The sequence below is a fragment of the Psychrosphaera sp. 1_MG-2023 genome, from assembly GCF_030548245.1.
Classification (GTDB): domain Bacteria; phylum Pseudomonadota; class Gammaproteobacteria; order Enterobacterales; family Alteromonadaceae; genus Psychrosphaera; species Psychrosphaera algicola.
The window spans coordinates 95,201-109,726 of the sequence record NZ_JAUORW010000002.1; the positions used below are offsets into that span (position 1 = coordinate 95,201).

Annotated in this window: 17 protein-coding genes; 10 read left to right on the forward strand and 7 right to left on the reverse strand. The window is 39.9% G+C overall.

Annotation, left to right across the window (positions count from 1 at the left end; all coding sequences use genetic code 11):
• Positions 1-14: 14 nt before the first annotated feature.
• The gene (locus Q4575_RS02070) at positions 15-491 is read right to left on the reverse strand and encodes a chemotaxis protein CheX (RefSeq protein ID WP_215963284.1); all 477 of its coding nucleotides are present in this window, start codon (positions 489-491) and stop codon (positions 15-17) included.
• Between the two features lie 103 nt (positions 492-594).
• On the reverse strand, positions 595-1,473 hold the full coding sequence (locus tag Q4575_RS02075; protein WP_215963285.1) for a sensor domain-containing diguanylate cyclase: 879 nt from the start codon (positions 1,471-1,473) through the stop codon (positions 595-597).
• Between the two features lie 262 nt (positions 1,474-1,735).
• Here Q4575_RS02075 and typA point away from each other — a divergent pair, with 262 nt between their 5' ends.
• The 3 genes from typA to Q4575_RS02090 all read left to right on the forward strand — a co-directional run bounded on the left by typA (position 1,736) and on the right by Q4575_RS02090 (position 4,992).
• A complete protein-coding gene (gene typA, locus Q4575_RS02080; protein WP_215963286.1) occupies positions 1,736-3,574 on the forward strand; it encodes a translational GTPase TypA in 1,839 nt (612 codons plus the stop codon).
• Between the two features lie 114 nt (positions 3,575-3,688).
• Positions 3,689-4,207, forward strand: coding sequence for a hypothetical protein (locus Q4575_RS02085; RefSeq protein ID WP_215963287.1), 519 nt, complete (start codon positions 3,689-3,691; stop codon positions 4,205-4,207).
• Positions 4,207-4,992, forward strand: a complete 786-nt coding sequence (locus tag Q4575_RS02090) for an ABC transporter substrate-binding protein (RefSeq protein ID WP_303521184.1) — start codon at positions 4,207-4,209, stop codon at positions 4,990-4,992. The genes Q4575_RS02085 and Q4575_RS02090 overlap by 1 nt, the downstream gene beginning before the upstream one ends.
• Before the next feature lie 110 nt (positions 4,993-5,102).
• On the opposite strand, the gene Q4575_RS02095 is transcribed toward Q4575_RS02090, so the two are convergent.
• From Q4575_RS02095 to coaBC, 3 genes are all read right to left on the reverse strand, one after another.
• Entirely contained in the window at positions 5,103-6,422 is a 1,320-nt protein-coding gene (locus tag Q4575_RS02095) for a Xaa-Pro peptidase family protein (RefSeq protein WP_303521185.1), read from the reverse strand.
• A gap of 260 nt (positions 6,423-6,682) precedes the next feature.
• Positions 6,683-7,267 (reverse strand): nucleoid occlusion factor SlmA, encoded by a 585-nt coding sequence (gene slmA / locus Q4575_RS02100; protein WP_215963289.1) that lies wholly within the window; start codon positions 7,265-7,267, stop codon positions 6,683-6,685.
• A gap of 27 nt (positions 7,268-7,294) precedes the next feature.
• The gene (coaBC, locus tag Q4575_RS02105; RefSeq protein ID WP_215963290.1) at positions 7,295-8,506 is read right to left on the reverse strand and encodes a bifunctional phosphopantothenoylcysteine decarboxylase/phosphopantothenate--cysteine ligase CoaBC; all 1,212 of its coding nucleotides are present in this window, start codon (positions 8,504-8,506) and stop codon (positions 7,295-7,297) included.
• Between the two features lie 131 nt (positions 8,507-8,637).
• Here coaBC and radC point away from each other — a divergent pair, with 131 nt between their 5' ends.
• Positions 8,638-9,306, forward strand: a complete 669-nt coding sequence (radC, locus tag Q4575_RS02110) for a DNA repair protein RadC (protein WP_215963291.1) — start codon at positions 8,638-8,640, stop codon at positions 9,304-9,306.
• A gap of 102 nt (positions 9,307-9,408) precedes the next feature.
• Here the strand turns inward: radC and Q4575_RS02115 are convergent, their stop codons facing one another.
• Positions 9,409-9,834 (reverse strand): DUF6691 family protein, encoded by a 426-nt coding sequence (locus Q4575_RS02115; RefSeq protein ID WP_215963292.1) that lies wholly within the window; start codon positions 9,832-9,834, stop codon positions 9,409-9,411.
• Positions 9,835-10,260 (reverse strand): YeeE/YedE family protein, encoded by a 426-nt coding sequence (locus Q4575_RS02120; protein WP_215963293.1) that lies wholly within the window; start codon positions 10,258-10,260, stop codon positions 9,835-9,837.
• Positions 10,261-10,487: 227 nt separating this feature from the next.
• On the opposite strand from Q4575_RS02120, the gene Q4575_RS02125 reads away from it, so the two are divergent.
• The 6 genes from Q4575_RS02125 (at position 10,488) to Q4575_RS02150 (ending at position 14,521) form a co-directional block, all read left to right on the forward strand.
• Positions 10,488-11,486: a hypothetical protein gene (locus Q4575_RS02125; protein ID WP_303521186.1), complete on the forward strand. Its 999-nt coding sequence runs from the start codon at positions 10,488-10,490 to the stop codon at positions 11,484-11,486.
• A 104-nt stretch (positions 11,487-11,590) separates the two neighbouring features.
• Positions 11,591-12,676 carry a CDP-glycerol glycerophosphotransferase family protein gene (locus tag Q4575_RS02130; RefSeq protein ID WP_303521187.1) on the forward strand — a complete coding sequence of 362 codons (1,086 nt, stop codon included), beginning with the start codon at positions 11,591-11,593 and terminating at the stop codon, positions 12,674-12,676.
• Positions 12,673-13,080, forward strand: a complete 408-nt coding sequence (locus Q4575_RS02135) for an adenylyltransferase/cytidyltransferase family protein (RefSeq protein WP_215963296.1) — start codon at positions 12,673-12,675, stop codon at positions 13,078-13,080. The genes Q4575_RS02130 and Q4575_RS02135 overlap by 4 nt, the downstream gene beginning before the upstream one ends.
• A gap of 384 nt (positions 13,081-13,464) precedes the next feature.
• Positions 13,465-13,701: a 50S ribosomal protein L28 gene (rpmB, locus tag Q4575_RS02140; RefSeq protein ID WP_215963297.1), complete on the forward strand. Its 237-nt coding sequence runs from the start codon at positions 13,465-13,467 to the stop codon at positions 13,699-13,701.
• A gap of 11 nt (positions 13,702-13,712) precedes the next feature.
• On the forward strand, positions 13,713-13,868 hold the full coding sequence (rpmG, locus tag Q4575_RS02145; protein ID WP_105050859.1) for a 50S ribosomal protein L33: 156 nt from the start codon (positions 13,713-13,715) through the stop codon (positions 13,866-13,868).
• 155 nt (positions 13,869-14,023) lie between these two features.
• Positions 14,024-14,521, forward strand: coding sequence for a hypothetical protein (locus Q4575_RS02150; RefSeq protein ID WP_215963298.1), 498 nt, complete (start codon positions 14,024-14,026; stop codon positions 14,519-14,521).
• The last annotated feature ends 5 nt before the right edge of the window (positions 14,522-14,526 follow it).

Here is a 14,526-nt window from a genome sequence, read left to right on the forward strand (position 1 = left end):
GGCTGCTTTTAAAGTTAGCCTTGTTCTAATACATCAAAAGAGACTTCAATATAGGCATTGCCGTCGTCTGATGTGAATGGAATGATTAACGTTGTGCTTTCGCATTTGTGGTTAATTGTATGATCTTTTCCTGAGACGACCACTGGCGTGGCCATGTCGAATTCATAGCCTTTTTCAGCAAGAATTTGTTTTGCACCGCCGGTAACCATATTTGTTATTTCACCAACCATGTCTGTTACTTCTTCGTCGATTGAATCTGGACGTTCGCCTAACATGCGTTCCATGATGGCCAGCGCTAAACCAGCCTCAAAAGTAACTGATAATGAACCTCGAGTTTGTGGCGACGCCATACCGATTAGGCCAGAAACATCACCACGAGAGATTTGCTGTTTCTTTAAAGCTGGTTTGCCTGGGGTAAGTTTTGTCATTGCCATTGTTTCAAGTACGTTCATCAGTGAACTTAAAAATGGGTTAATAAATTCTACATTCATATTTGTTTGGCTATATTTAGGTTATGTTCCATAAATGGAAATTTTAGTTCAAAAAGTACGTTACCACATTATTATTTAAATTTAGACCAATGATTGTATTTTCCTAGATTTTTGCATTTTTGCAGCTATACATTCGTTGGTCGGCAATTTCAAATAGCGCTTCTTTGCTTGTCGCTACATCAGGGTATATCGCAACACCGATACTCATCCCCAAACTAATTTTGTTACCAGAAATATCAAATGGCTTGGAAATAACCGCCTCAATTTTATTTTGAATAATTGAAATGATTTGTTCATCAAGAAGAGGTGTGATCAAAATTGCAAATTCGTCACCGCCATATCTAGCAAGGATATCTTCATCTCTAACTAATTTATTTAAGCGATTGGCGACTTGGTACAATATTTTGTCACCCACGGCGTGACCATAGGTGTCATTTACTTGTTTAAAACCGTCTAAGTCACAAAACATCAATGCGAAGCGGTCTGAGCGACGGGCGGTGCTTTTTGTTAATTTAGAAAGTTTGTTCTCTAAAAATAATCGGTTTGGAATGTTTGTTAGTGCATCGGTATTTGCTGACTTTGACAAAAGACCTTCGGCACGTTTGAATTCCGTTACATCTTTTGCCATCACAATCATGCCCACGACTTCGCCGGTGGTTTTCGATATATGCGGCAAATACGTTGTATACATATAGCAAGGGCTGTTGGCCTTTTTAGGCATAAGCCAGGCTTGATAATTTACTGGGACTGCCTCTAACCAACATTTATCTAAATTTGGTTTGATTACCTGTTCGTACGTTTCTGTATCAAATACACTTTGTGGTCGGTTACCAATTAATTCTTTGGATTCAAAGCCATAAAAATTGGAGTAACTTTTACTCACAAATTCATATTTGTTTTCTTTGTCAAGGTAAGCGAAGAGATCTAGGCTATAATCCATTACCGTCGATATAACTTCATTAAAAAAAGACAGTTTGCTCATTACCACTCCATTCCCGGGTGCTAAGTGTCATTAATTTATAAACATTTATTAAATTTTAGCGCGCAATAATGACACTTTTTTTAGGGTTTTTGCAATAAAAACGCAAAAAATAACCAATATCGTTACCAACTTTGCTCGAAGGTAGGTACAATGCGCGCAAAATTTCGCACATATTTTATGTGTTAGCAAGTTGAAGCGCTCTTTGTTTTATCAGTTTTGCCTTTACTTGTAATTACAGTTGAATATTTAAGGATTCAAATAAATGACAGATGAAAACCGTAAAGGTTTAAGAAACGTTGCAATCATTGCACACGTTGACCACGGTAAAACGACATTGGTTGACAAATTGTTAGCCCAGTCTGGCACATTAGATTCACGCGTTAACGCTGAAGAGCGTGTAATGGACTCGAATGACATCGAGAAAGAGCGTGGGATCACAATCCTTGCTAAAAATACAGCTATCGATTGGCAGGACTATCGCGTAAATATCGTAGACACTCCAGGACACGCTGACTTCGGTGGTGAAGTTGAACGTGTCATGTCGATGGTTGACTCAGTATTGCTTATCGTTGATGCGCAAGAAGGGCCAATGCCGCAAACTCGTTTTGTAACGCAAAAAGCGTTCGCACAGGGTTTGAAGCCAATTTTAGTTATCAATAAAATTGATAAGCCAGGTTCTCGTCCTGATTGGGTTATGGACCAAGTATTCGACTTGTTCGATAACTTAGGCGCAACTGATGAACAGTTGGACTTTAAAGTTGTTTACGCATCTGCGCTTAACGGTTGGGCTTCTCATGAAGAAGGCGTAACTGGCACAGACATGACGCCGTTATTTGAAACTATCATTGATCAAGTTCCTGAACCTGATGCAGATGTTGATGGCCCTTTCCAAATGCAGATCTCTCAGCTTGATTACAGCTCGTACTTAGGTGTAATTGGTATCGGTCGTGTTAAACGCGGTACGGTTAAGCCTAACCAACAAGTGACAATTCAAACAGCCGCAGGTCCTGTACATAACGGTAAAGTAGGTAAAGTATTTGGTTACTTAGGTCTAGACCGTTATGAAGCTGATAGTGCCCATGCTGGTGATATCATTGCGATTACAGGTCTTGGCGAACTTAAAATTTCTGACACTATTTGTTGTCCATCAGAAGTTGAAGGTCTACCTTTGTTGTCTGTTGACGAACCAACAGTAACAATGACTTTCCAAGTAAACACATCTCCATTTGCTGGTAAAGAAGGTAAATTTGTTACTTCTCGTAACATCAAAGAGCGTTTGGACAAAGAACTTGTACATAACGTTGCGTTACGTGTTGAACAACTCGCCGACGCCGACAAATTCAAAGTATCTGGCCGTGGTGAATTACACTTAGGTATTTTAATTGAAAACATGCGTCGTGAAGGATTCGAGTTAGCAGTATCTCGCCCTGAAGTAATCATGCGTGAAGTTAACGGTGAAACCCAAGAACCTTATGAAACAGTGACTATTGATGTTGAAGAACAGCATCAGGGTTCTATCATGGAAAAAATGGGTATCCGTAAAGCGGAACTTACTGATATGGCTCCAGATGGAAAAGGCCGTATTCGTATGGACTTCATCATGCCTAGTCGTGGTTTAATCGGATTCCAAACTGAATTTATGACGTTAACGTCTGGTTCTGGTTTGATCTACCATACATTCTACGAATATGGTCCACACAAAGGTGGCGAAATCGGTCAGCGTCTTAACGGTGTTCTTATTGCTAACGCAACTGGTAAAGCACTTACAAATGCAATCTTTAACTTGCAATCACGTGGCCGCATGATGATTGGACACGCTACTGATATCTATGAAGGTCAAGTAGTTGGTATCCATAGCCGTGACAATGACTTAACAGTTAACGTTCTTAAAGGTAAGCAGTTAACAAACGTACGTTCATCTGGTACAGATGAAGCGCAAACGTTAACACCGCATATCGTTATGACACTAGAACAAGCTCTTGAGTTTATCGACGACGATGAATTAGTAGAAGTGACACCGCTAAGCATTCGTATCCGTAAGAAATTCCTTACTGAAAACGAACGTAAGCGTAATTCACGTGTTAAACCAAACGACATTTAGTCGCACGGTTTAAATTAAAAGGCTCTTAGGAGCCTTTTTTTTCGACCTGCGTTTATATTTATCATTTCGACTATAAGTCATTTGATTAGTCGAAGGCTTACTATTGAGAAAAACATGTTAGCAAGTGGTTTTGGTCATGTATCACCTAAGTGGGTTTTGCACATCGCGAATCGTCCAGACTTACCTGAATTTCACCACGATGATTTTCGAGTACTAGCGGAAGGTGAAGTTGCGAGCATTATCCAAAATACGTCTAATCACTGGCGTAAAGTGTTTTCAATTATGGCGAAAATATCCTTTGCTTTGTATGACACCGGTTGCGAAAGTTGGCAGCAATATCGTGATACTAAACTGTTAACAGGTGCAGGGTTTGAGGCTTTGAACTATTTGCACTATGCTAAAGAAGGTGCTGATAATTATTTTTCGATTGTAGCGGGGTTCCAATACGCAGCAACTCAATTGAATCTGGATAAATTAATTACCCACCAAAGCACCAGTAAGCTGTTACGAATTGAAGGACGTGATTGCATCGTAACCCCGTATTTTGATTGGCGTCAGTTAAATAATGAATTACTCGATAAGTTGATTGGTGTTATGTCGTCATCAATGCTTAAGAATACAGTAGATAAATAATGGTTCGAATTAGAAATAGCCTTTTAGCGGTTGCGTTGTACCTTTTCAGTTATGGCGTTAATGCCTTTGATACATTGCCTAAAGTGATTAAATTAGCGACAACAAACTGGTGTCCCTACGCCTGTGAAAACTTAAATTCATCACAAGGTATGGTATATGAGTATGTCCAATATATTGGTGAACAACTAGGAACACGCATTGAAATTGAATTTTTACCTTGGTCTAGAGCGGTTAAATCGGTTGAGTCTGGGGTTTATGACGGGTTGCTTAGTGCAATTAAAACGGAAGCCCCAAGTCTAAAATTCACTACAACGCCGACGATGGAATACCAAGTTTGCTTTTTTAATCGTATGGAAGATGTTTCGAAATACCATGGAATTGATTCGTTAAAAAGTAAGCGGCTTGGGGCCATCGCAAGTTATGGCTATGGCGAGCCTATTGATAGTTATATTGCGGAAACAGAAAACACAGAAAGAGTGATAAAACTAACTGGATCAGCTGGCGTATCACGCTTGATCTCATTATTGAACAAAAAACGTATCGACTTATTTTTAGAAGATAAAAACGTGCTGGTATGGAACATTAAGAACCAAAGTCGATTTAAACGTAACCAGTTAAAAGAAGCCGGGTGCTTGCCAAAAACGCCATTTTTTATCGCCGTTAATCCAAAGTTGATCTGGGCCGATAGTTTTATTGATGCGTTAAATACCTCACTCAAGCTAATGGCAAATAAACAATATTTGAATAACGAAATTAAACCCAAATACCTGCGACTAAGACATTAGTAAGTCGATGGACCTCTTGAACAAGTAGTACGCGGATAAATAGGCGTAAATCCTGATTGAATTTACTTAACTAATTATCCACGTTAATTATGTTATGGCTTTTATAAGAGCTATTTATCCGATGAAATTAAGATTAACTCCTGCTGCGGAGGAATTAGGTATTCAGCCCCTTGCTCGGTAATTACTGCCATTTCTTCCACTGAAACTGTTTTAAATGTCCCATCAGCTCTTTTCCAACTATGAAAGCCATCAAACGCAAAGACCATACCTACCTTTAATCGCTTTAATGCTGTGGGCCTAATCGTTTCACTGCGGGCTCCACTTAAACTTGGTCCGGTGTCGTGGGCAACATAACCAACAGGGTGGCCTGTACTCCACATGACATATTCCGAACCGGTTTCATTCATTATTTTAGTTTGTGCTTGATCTACTTCAAGTCCAGTGACCCCAGGTTTCATGGCGGCAAATGCGGCAAATCCGCCGTCTCGTCCGCTGTCCCAATAATGCTGAATGTTTTTAGGTGGTTTTGTTGTACCTGGTTCAAGTACATAGGCAAAGCGTTGTATGTCGCTCACCCATCTGTCGTGGAGTTTAACGCCAAAATCTATTTGAATCATGTCTCCAGGCATGATGACTTTGTTTGTTGGGTGAGAATGTCCTCGGTCAGGTCCAGAATTGACATTCGGGTTTTGATCCGGTGCCCATCCGTCTTTAACGCCATGTTGAGCCATTTTTTGTTTCAAAAATCTCGCGACATCTGCGTCTGTTGTTTTACCCGGAATCACCATTTGGTACGCCTCAATTTGCCAAATAGATGCCAAACGAGCCGCTTCTTTCATAATCTCGACTTCTTCTGGCAATTTTACTGATAACCATTCATAAACAACATCGTCAGAACTCACTAAGCGCTTTGTAAACTCTTCGCCTAGGGCTTTAGTGAGTCGACTATATTGGGAGTAGCTCAAGCCATCGGCTTGGGCGTTTGAGTTAGACATATTAATTGCAATTTTACCGAACCCTTGATCGTGGATAAAGTTCGCAGCACTGTCGATGGCCTGCTGACCACGAGGGACAGGGATTACTTTCTGATGGATCTTTAAGTCAGCCAAAGCGGTGGCTTCACTTGATGGCGAAAATACCAGCGAATGAAAAACGCCATTTCGATTATAAAAAAGGTAAGCGGCTTCACCACCTGCATTTTCACAGCCGATATGGTCGGCGAGTGGATCATTATTATTTTCCCGGCACAAAACCAGCCACAAATCTACGTTTGCTGCTGTTAATGCGGCGGGTAGCAGTGTGCTGATCCGAGTTTTTCTAATTTCAGGCCAGGGTGATTGTGATTGTGCCGTACTCATAAAACTTGATAATGCCAACAGACCAACAACGAGTGGTCCACATAAAGCGCTCAATTTACTAACTTTTTTCAATTGGAGGTCCTCAAATAAAAATACGGAAAATCCGTTATGGAGATGAGGTTCACACTACGACATCAAACAAATTGCGTCTATTAGCGCAAGTTGGTTAACAGCAAAATCAAGACGAAATGAAGTTAGGGGAAAAATAACAAATGAAAATGGGGGAATTTTGTAATTAAGGGGCGAACTCATATTTGGATATGAAGTCCACCACTTACTTTATTCGCGCTAATCTAAACAGTGATAAAAAGAGCGCTAACATAGTTTGGGGGTTACCAGAATAACTTCCAACCCGCCCATTGAACATCAAAACCTTCCATTGGGCTACGTTTAAACCCCGATCGAACAAATTGATTCATTTTACCTTCGGTATAGGCAAGTAACATATTTGCAAGTGCGGCGTCATCAATTGGAAAAGACTTACCTTCACGTAACTTTCGTTCGCGTAGAACTTGTTTTAATTGGGTTTCTAACTTTTCAAATAAGGTCGCTACTCGTTCACGCAGACGATCATGCTCTCCCATCAAAGCATCTCCAGTTAAGATTGAAGTTATGCCCCTGTTCATTTCAGCAAACCCCAAAATTAGTTTTAAGATATTTGAAACGCGCCCTTCGGTTGTTTTATCTTTTTCTAGGATGATATTGATACGCGACAACAAAGTGCCTTCAATAAATTCAATTAACCCTTCAAACATCCGAGCTTTGCTAGGAAAGTGTCTATATAGCGCTGCTTCCGATACGCCAACTTTTTCGGCGAGTTTTGCCGTCGTAATTCTTTGACCAGAGTGACTTTCCAACATTTCTGCTAAACATTGCAGTATCTGTTCCTTACGATTCCCTTTTTTTGCGGCAGGCATAGTTTTCCCCAGCTCATTTATTATTAGTTAATTTGACGGTAATAGAGTCGAAATGATCTGCATTAGCTCATCTCCTAACTCACTTTTTGTATTAAGAGGTAAGTCCTTACTACCGCCAGCATAGAATACTTTAAGCGCATTTTGATCTGAATTAAAGCCTTGTCCGGAGATAGATACATCATTTGCACAGATCATGTCCAATTTTTTACGATTCATCTTGTCTATGGCGTACTGTTCAATATTTTGCGTTTCTGCAGCAAACCCTACAACAAAAGGGCGATTAGACTCTAGTTGCGCCACACTAGCGACAATGTCTGGGTTTTGGATAAGCGAGATAGTCAAACTGTCATCGCCTGACTTTTTTAACTTGTGATCTGATTGCTCAGCGACTCGATAATCAGCTACAGCAGCACAAGCAATAAAGACATCAGTATGTTCAGCAAGAGACATCACCATGGCATGCATATCGACAGCGCTTTCAACATCATGTCGCATAACACCATTTGGTGTGGCTAAATTAACTGGGCCTGCGACCAAAGTTACATCGGCACCTAACTTGGCGGCAGCTTCGGCAATGGCAAAGCCCATTTTACCACTGCTGTGGTTTGATATATATCGAACCGGATCAATTGCTTCTCTAGTTGGGCCCGCTGTTATTACAACGGCTTTACCTTTGAGTATTTGTTCTGCAGGCGTTAAGAAGTTAACAACATGTTCGACTATCTGCATAGGTTCAATCATTCGACCATGACCAATATCACCACAGGCTTGTTCACCACTGGCAGGGCCCCATATATGAACGCCTCTGTTGGCCAGTAACGCTAAGTTACTTTGAGTCGCAGCATGAGCATACATCTGCTGATTCATTGCCGGACAAATCGCGACAGGGGCTGGAGTGGCTAAAAGCAGAGTAGATGCTAAGTCCCCGGCAAGTCCCGCTGCCATTTTGGCTATGACGTCAGCGCTGGCAGGCGCAACAACAATTAAGTCGGCCCATTTTGCGAATTCAATATGGCCCATGGCCGCTTCTGCATTGGTATCGAGTAGATCTTCAGCGACGGGTTCGCCACTAACAGCTTGCAAAGTTAACGGCGTAATAAATGCTTTGGCACCAGAGGTCATAACAACTTTAACCTGAGCGCCTTGCTCTTTTACCCGTCGAACAAACTCGGGGGTTTTATAAGCAGCAATGCCACCTGTAACTATGAGTAAAATATTTTTATTTAATAACTGGACCATGCCGCCTAGCCAATCTGGTATAAGTATAAAGTTTGATGGCACATACCTTATCTTCTTTCTGTGATTTTCACCATAGAGGAGTGACAAAATTGTGCCTTAATACTGCTAAATTATAAGGGAAGGAAAATAACATGGATGATTGTGTTAGTGAGTATTTACCTCGGGAAAAGTTGTTGAATAATGGTGCACATTCGCTGTCGGATGTTGAATTGTTAGCGATATTCCTGCGAGTAGGAATTGCTGGGAAACCAGTATTGACTCTTGCTCATGACCTGCTTAAAGAGTTTGGAACATTACGCCATCTAATGTCAGTTGAGTGTAGTCAAATGTGTAAAATTAAGGGGCTTGGTCCTGCTAAGTTTGTGCAATTACAAGCGGCTCTTGAGATGTCTAAGCGTTATTTAAAAGAAGTCATGTTTGAGAAACCACTTATGGATTCTCCAAATGCAGTACGTGATTATTTGCATCAGTTGTTAAGCGATGAGCCTTATGAGCAGTTTTGGTTAGTACATCTAGACAATCAACATCGGGTGCTAAATGCAGAAGTGCTATTTAAAGGCACTATTGATGCGGCAGCGGTTTACCCAAGAGTGGTTATAGACTCAATTATAAAGAATAAAACTGCAGCGGTTATTTTCGCCCATAACCACCCATCAGGGATTTGTGAACCAAGCCACTCGGACATTCAACTAACTAAAAGGCTTAAAGAAATTTTACAAATGATTGATGTGCGAACGCTCGATCACTTTGTAGTAGGTCACAATACGGTAACGTCATTTGCAGAACGTGGTCTGTTGTAGCGCTACTTAACTCAAGATTTAGTGTGCATGTTATGAATTAAATAGAGCTAGGTAGCCAGCATTCTGCAATCTCGGATTTCTAGGCAGTTTCCAAAATTATACTTAAGTGAATTTTCTGGCAATCCACGAACCTACGAGCATAGCGACAACGAACACAAAGGTTTGCCAATAACCATAAATGAGTGACGCTATTGCAGGTCCTGGGCAATAACCTACAATTGCCCAGCCTGCGCCAAACATTGCGGCACCGGTTAATAATTTAGAGTCGATATCTTTGCTTGTTGGGATTTCAAACTTGTCGTGAAAAATTGGTTTGTCGTTTTTTAGGACAAAGCGAAATGCGACGAAAGACACAATTAATGCGCCAGCCATTACAAAACCAAGAGTAATATCCCACTCGCCAAATAAGTCTAAAAATGACTGAACTTTTACCGTATTTGTCATGCCCGAGATTGCCAGACCTGCGCCAAATAGGCTACCGGCGATAATTGCAAATAAGTTTATTTTACTAAGCCATTTATTGTTCATCTATATAACACCCCATATGTGTCGCAAAACAAAAACGGTGATAAACCCAATCGCCATAAATGTAATTGTCGCAATAATTGAACGGGGAGACTTTCTAGCAATTCCACAGATACCGTGACCACTTGTGCAGCCGTTTCCGAGCTGCGTACCGAACCCAACCAAAAGTCCGGCAATTATTAGCAAGTAGATATTGTCAGTTGGTGCTGCTGGAATTGCGATTGGCGTTAGCAAATGAATTAAAAAAGCACCTGAGACTAAACCAAGAATAAACGTAATCCGCCACTTTTTATCAGTTATCTGAGGCATAAAAAGTGAAAATGTAATACCGCAGATGCCTGCAATTCTGCCAAGTGTATATAGCAATAGCGTTGCGGATAAGCCAATTAAGCCACCACCTACTAAGGCCAATAGATAGATATGTTCCATCGCTTTGTTCTCGTGTTCTATAATTGATAAATTAGAGTTAATTACTGCATAGTCTAAATCATATTGACGCCTTAAGATTGTAATTTAAGGCAATACGGTAAAATTACTGTGAAAACGGAGCGTAAAAATTTATCATTGGTGCATCAAACCTATCTGCATGGCATGTTATGACGTCAAAAACTTTACTTTTTGTTCCTGTATCTTCTAAAAAAGGTATAGGAGAGTATATGCGTTCCAATATTATTGCATCGCATTTCAAAAGTTTACACAGCGACGTTGATATCCATTTTGTTTTAAGTGAACAAGCCCCTTATAAACATGACTGTCAGTTTCCTGTTCATTTGACACCATCGTCGCCCACCAACTGTACCGACGAAGTTAATCAAATCATTGATAAACTAAAGCCTGACATCGTTATTTTTGACGCGGCAGGACGGGGTCAGCAAATGAAGCATGCAATGAATACGGGCGCTAAAGTTGTTTTTATTAGCCAACACCCAAAAAAGCGAGCAAAAGGGCTTATGTTAAGTCGTTTGCCTTTTATTACTCAACATTGGATAGCACAACCTGAATTTGCCATGCCTGCACTGAGTATATGGGAAAGAGTCAAACTCGCGTTATATCGAAAGCCTTTGCCCACTTATCTTGGTTGCCTATATCAGCAACCGAGTTTAACAGAAGAAAAAACGACTTTAGCGTCGTTTGGATTAGATGAAAATGACTACGTTTTGTTGAGTGCAGGCTCTGGAGGCCATACGCTGGATGGTCAGCCTGCGTCAGTTGTCTTTAGCGATATCGCAATCAAAGTCAGTAGAGAGTTGAAGCTTAAATGTATTGTGGTACTCGGGTCTAGTTTTACCGGTACAGTTCCCGCTAATACAGCATCTGTTTATTTTGTTAAAAAGTTGGAAAATAATAGTTTTATCGCGCTTTTGGCCAATTGTCGGTTTGCGTTATTAAGTGGTGGCGGTTCGTTATTACAAGGCATTTCGATGAAAAAAATGGTGGTAACGACACCGGTTGCTAAAGATCAACCTGCTAGGATCCGCGCCTGTGAGAAAGAACAATTAGTCTTAAGTGCAGAGCCTAATAGTCGGGATATTTATGCGGCGGTACAGCAAATTTTACAGCCAGAAACCAATTTAGCCCTTAACAACGCTCTTACTAAATGCTCATTAACAAACGGCATTGGACAAACTGAAAAGTTACTTTCGGGTCTTCTATAGAAGGTGTCGTGAATAAAATCCTCCGACTATTAATGAGTACCTTCTAAACCTGAATTGCATTACAATTTAATCATACGCGAAATTAAAATTAACAAGAGTTTTATATGAATGTCATATTTGATGTATTGCACCTCTATTACTTGCCTCAATATTTACCTGTTTTAAAAACGTTGCAAGCGGCAAGTGCAGATGTTCATTTTGTATTTTACAAACAGGGTGATGAGCCGCTAAATCAAGTGTGTCGAGAAGTGATAGAGCAAGAAAAATTAACGGCGACTTGGGTGGATGATTGGGAGGAAGCATTGGCTTTTTACCTATCTCAAAAAGCCGACTGGTTAATTTTTGGTAATAAAGTCGCTAATTTAGATGAACTTCACGCGGTAAGTAAGACAGTGATGATGCAACATGGCATTGGGCCTAAGCGTTGCTATTATCAAAATTCAGAATCACCTACAACCGTACGTTTTATCGAAGGTCAGCATAGACTAAAACGTTTGTTGGATTTATATCCTGACGGTAGCTTTATCGATACCGGTTATGCCAAGCTAGATCCCTTATTCCAACAGTTAGAAAATTCGATGACACTTGAGTCGTTAGGACTTGACCCATCGAAAAAAACGATATTATACGCGCCAACATTTTACCCAAGTTCTATTGAGTGTTTTTCAAAAAAGTTTGCTAAAGAATTCGCTGATTTTAACATTATTCTAAAACCTCACTTTTTTAGCTTAACTAAGAAAAAATACCATAAACAACGAAAACTGTTAGAAAATTGGGCGACACATGACAATGTGTATCTAGCCACTGTAAGCGACTATAACCTTATCCCATTTATGGCAATATCTGACTTAATGTTATCAGACGCATCATCAGCGATATTTGAGTTCGCAGCTTTAGGTAAACCTGTGGTTTGGTGTGATTTTTACAAATTACGTTGGAGTTATCGTGGCATATTTAAATATCGATTTGACCGAAGAATAGACGAAGATATCCAGTATTTTAATCAAGTTGCTTATCGAGCTGCGGATTATAGCGAACTTGTTGTAACTGTTCGTACTGCGGTAGATGCCGGTGCTAAGGCTGGTACAGCCGATGTAATCGAAAAGTTAGCAGGCAGTATCGATGGCCATTGTTCAAATCGAATTGTTGAGTATTTATTAGCTAATACAAAGTCAGGGAGTGACTCATGAAAAAAGTAATTACTTTTGGAACCTTTGATGTGTTTCACGCAGGTCATGTAAAAATCCTAGAACGGGCAAAATCGCTCGGCGATTATCTTATCGTTGGTGTGTCATCAGATGCATTAAACAAAAGTAAAAAAGATCGTTTCCCAATTTATTCACAAGCCGACAGATTACATATCGTTGAGTCTCTAAGATGTGTTGATGCTGTATTTGTCGAAGAATCTCTAGATTTAAAAGCAACCTACATCAAAATGTTTGATGCTGACGTCCTGGTTATGGGAGACGATTGGAAAGGAAAATTTGATCACTTTAGTGATATTTGCGAAGTCACGTATTTCGAACGAACACCGTCTATTTCAACAACCGAAATTATAGAAGTGGTGCGAAGCGGGGTATATGAGAAAAATTAGGCTTGGCTAATTTATCTATGGCTTTTATTTACTCGATATCGATCGCATTAAACAGAAAAGATCATTAATTGAACATTTAAAATTGTCGATTTACAATACGGTTTCAAGGGCAAAATTTTGCACCAAAAGTTTCGCATAATTCACAATGTATGTAACGACCAAATTGAACCGCTTTAATTTAAATTTGGGGGATAAATGCTAAAAACAGTGATTCTGCGTCATATTCGTACAAATATAGCGTGTTTAGTCTAAAATTCTCAAGAATCGCTTGATCTTCTCAACCAAAAACTGTATAAATTGCGCCCTTTCGAATGCCCGGACAAATTAATTGGCCAATAGGGCTAATTAGATTGACGTCAGAATTTTTGTTTTGGAGTAAATGACATGGCTAAAGTTTGCCAAGTAACAGGTAAGCGCCCAACGGTTGGTAACAATCGTTCACATGCGCGTAACGCTACTCGACGTCGTTTCTTGCCTAACCTACAAACTCACCGTTTTTGGGTTGAAAGCGAGAAGCGCTTCGTTAAATTACGTTTATCTACTAAAGGTATGCGTATTATTGATAAAAAAGGTATTGATACAGTGCTTGCAGATATGCGTGCAGCTGGTCAAAAAATCTAAGGAACTAAATCATGCGTGATAAAATTCGTTTAGTTTCAACGGCTGGAACTGGTTATTTTTATACTACTGATAAAAATAAAAAGCTAATGCCTGAAAAGATGGAAATCAAAAAATTTGATCCAAAGATCCGTAAGCACGTGATCTTCAAAGAAGCTAAAATTAAGTAAGCTTTTTGAATTCTATTGAAACTTTTGCAAAAGTTTAAAAACCCAATCATTGATTGGGTTTTTTTATGCCTGAAATCTCCGTAAATGATTCAGCTCTTTCTCCTAAAGCTCATTTCTTGTAATCTAGCTACAACTTCCTTTTTGATATGAAAAGCATGCGTATAAAACTGTCACGAATGGGCTGGAATAACGTCCTCATCTTTGCATCAATGTTTATGATCTTGTTATTTAATTATTCCCATCGAATGATGACACAAGGGCATGAAAGCGGAGAAACTAATACTTTGGTGGGCGCGAATACGATTATTCAAAGCATCGATTTTAATGGCATTAAAATCGAACGTTTAGGCGCAACATGGCGCTCGGTCAGTACGATTGAGCTCACTAAGCCTTTAAATACGGATTTAATTGTTGAAACATGGACGCAACAGCCTTTTGTTGCATTGCAATCGCCCCCTTTAATGTTAGACACCACTGAAATATATCTTGTGGTTGTCTGGGCCGCTGGTGAGTCGAGTGGTTGGGTCTATGAGTTCGCAGTGGATAAAGTTGAGCAGACGACTTATGTGAAAAATCACCAGCAAAATACTTGGTTCTATGTTGAACCAGCATCATTAACGCATTTAATACCTGAATCCTTGTTAGAGTTGTAATAGTC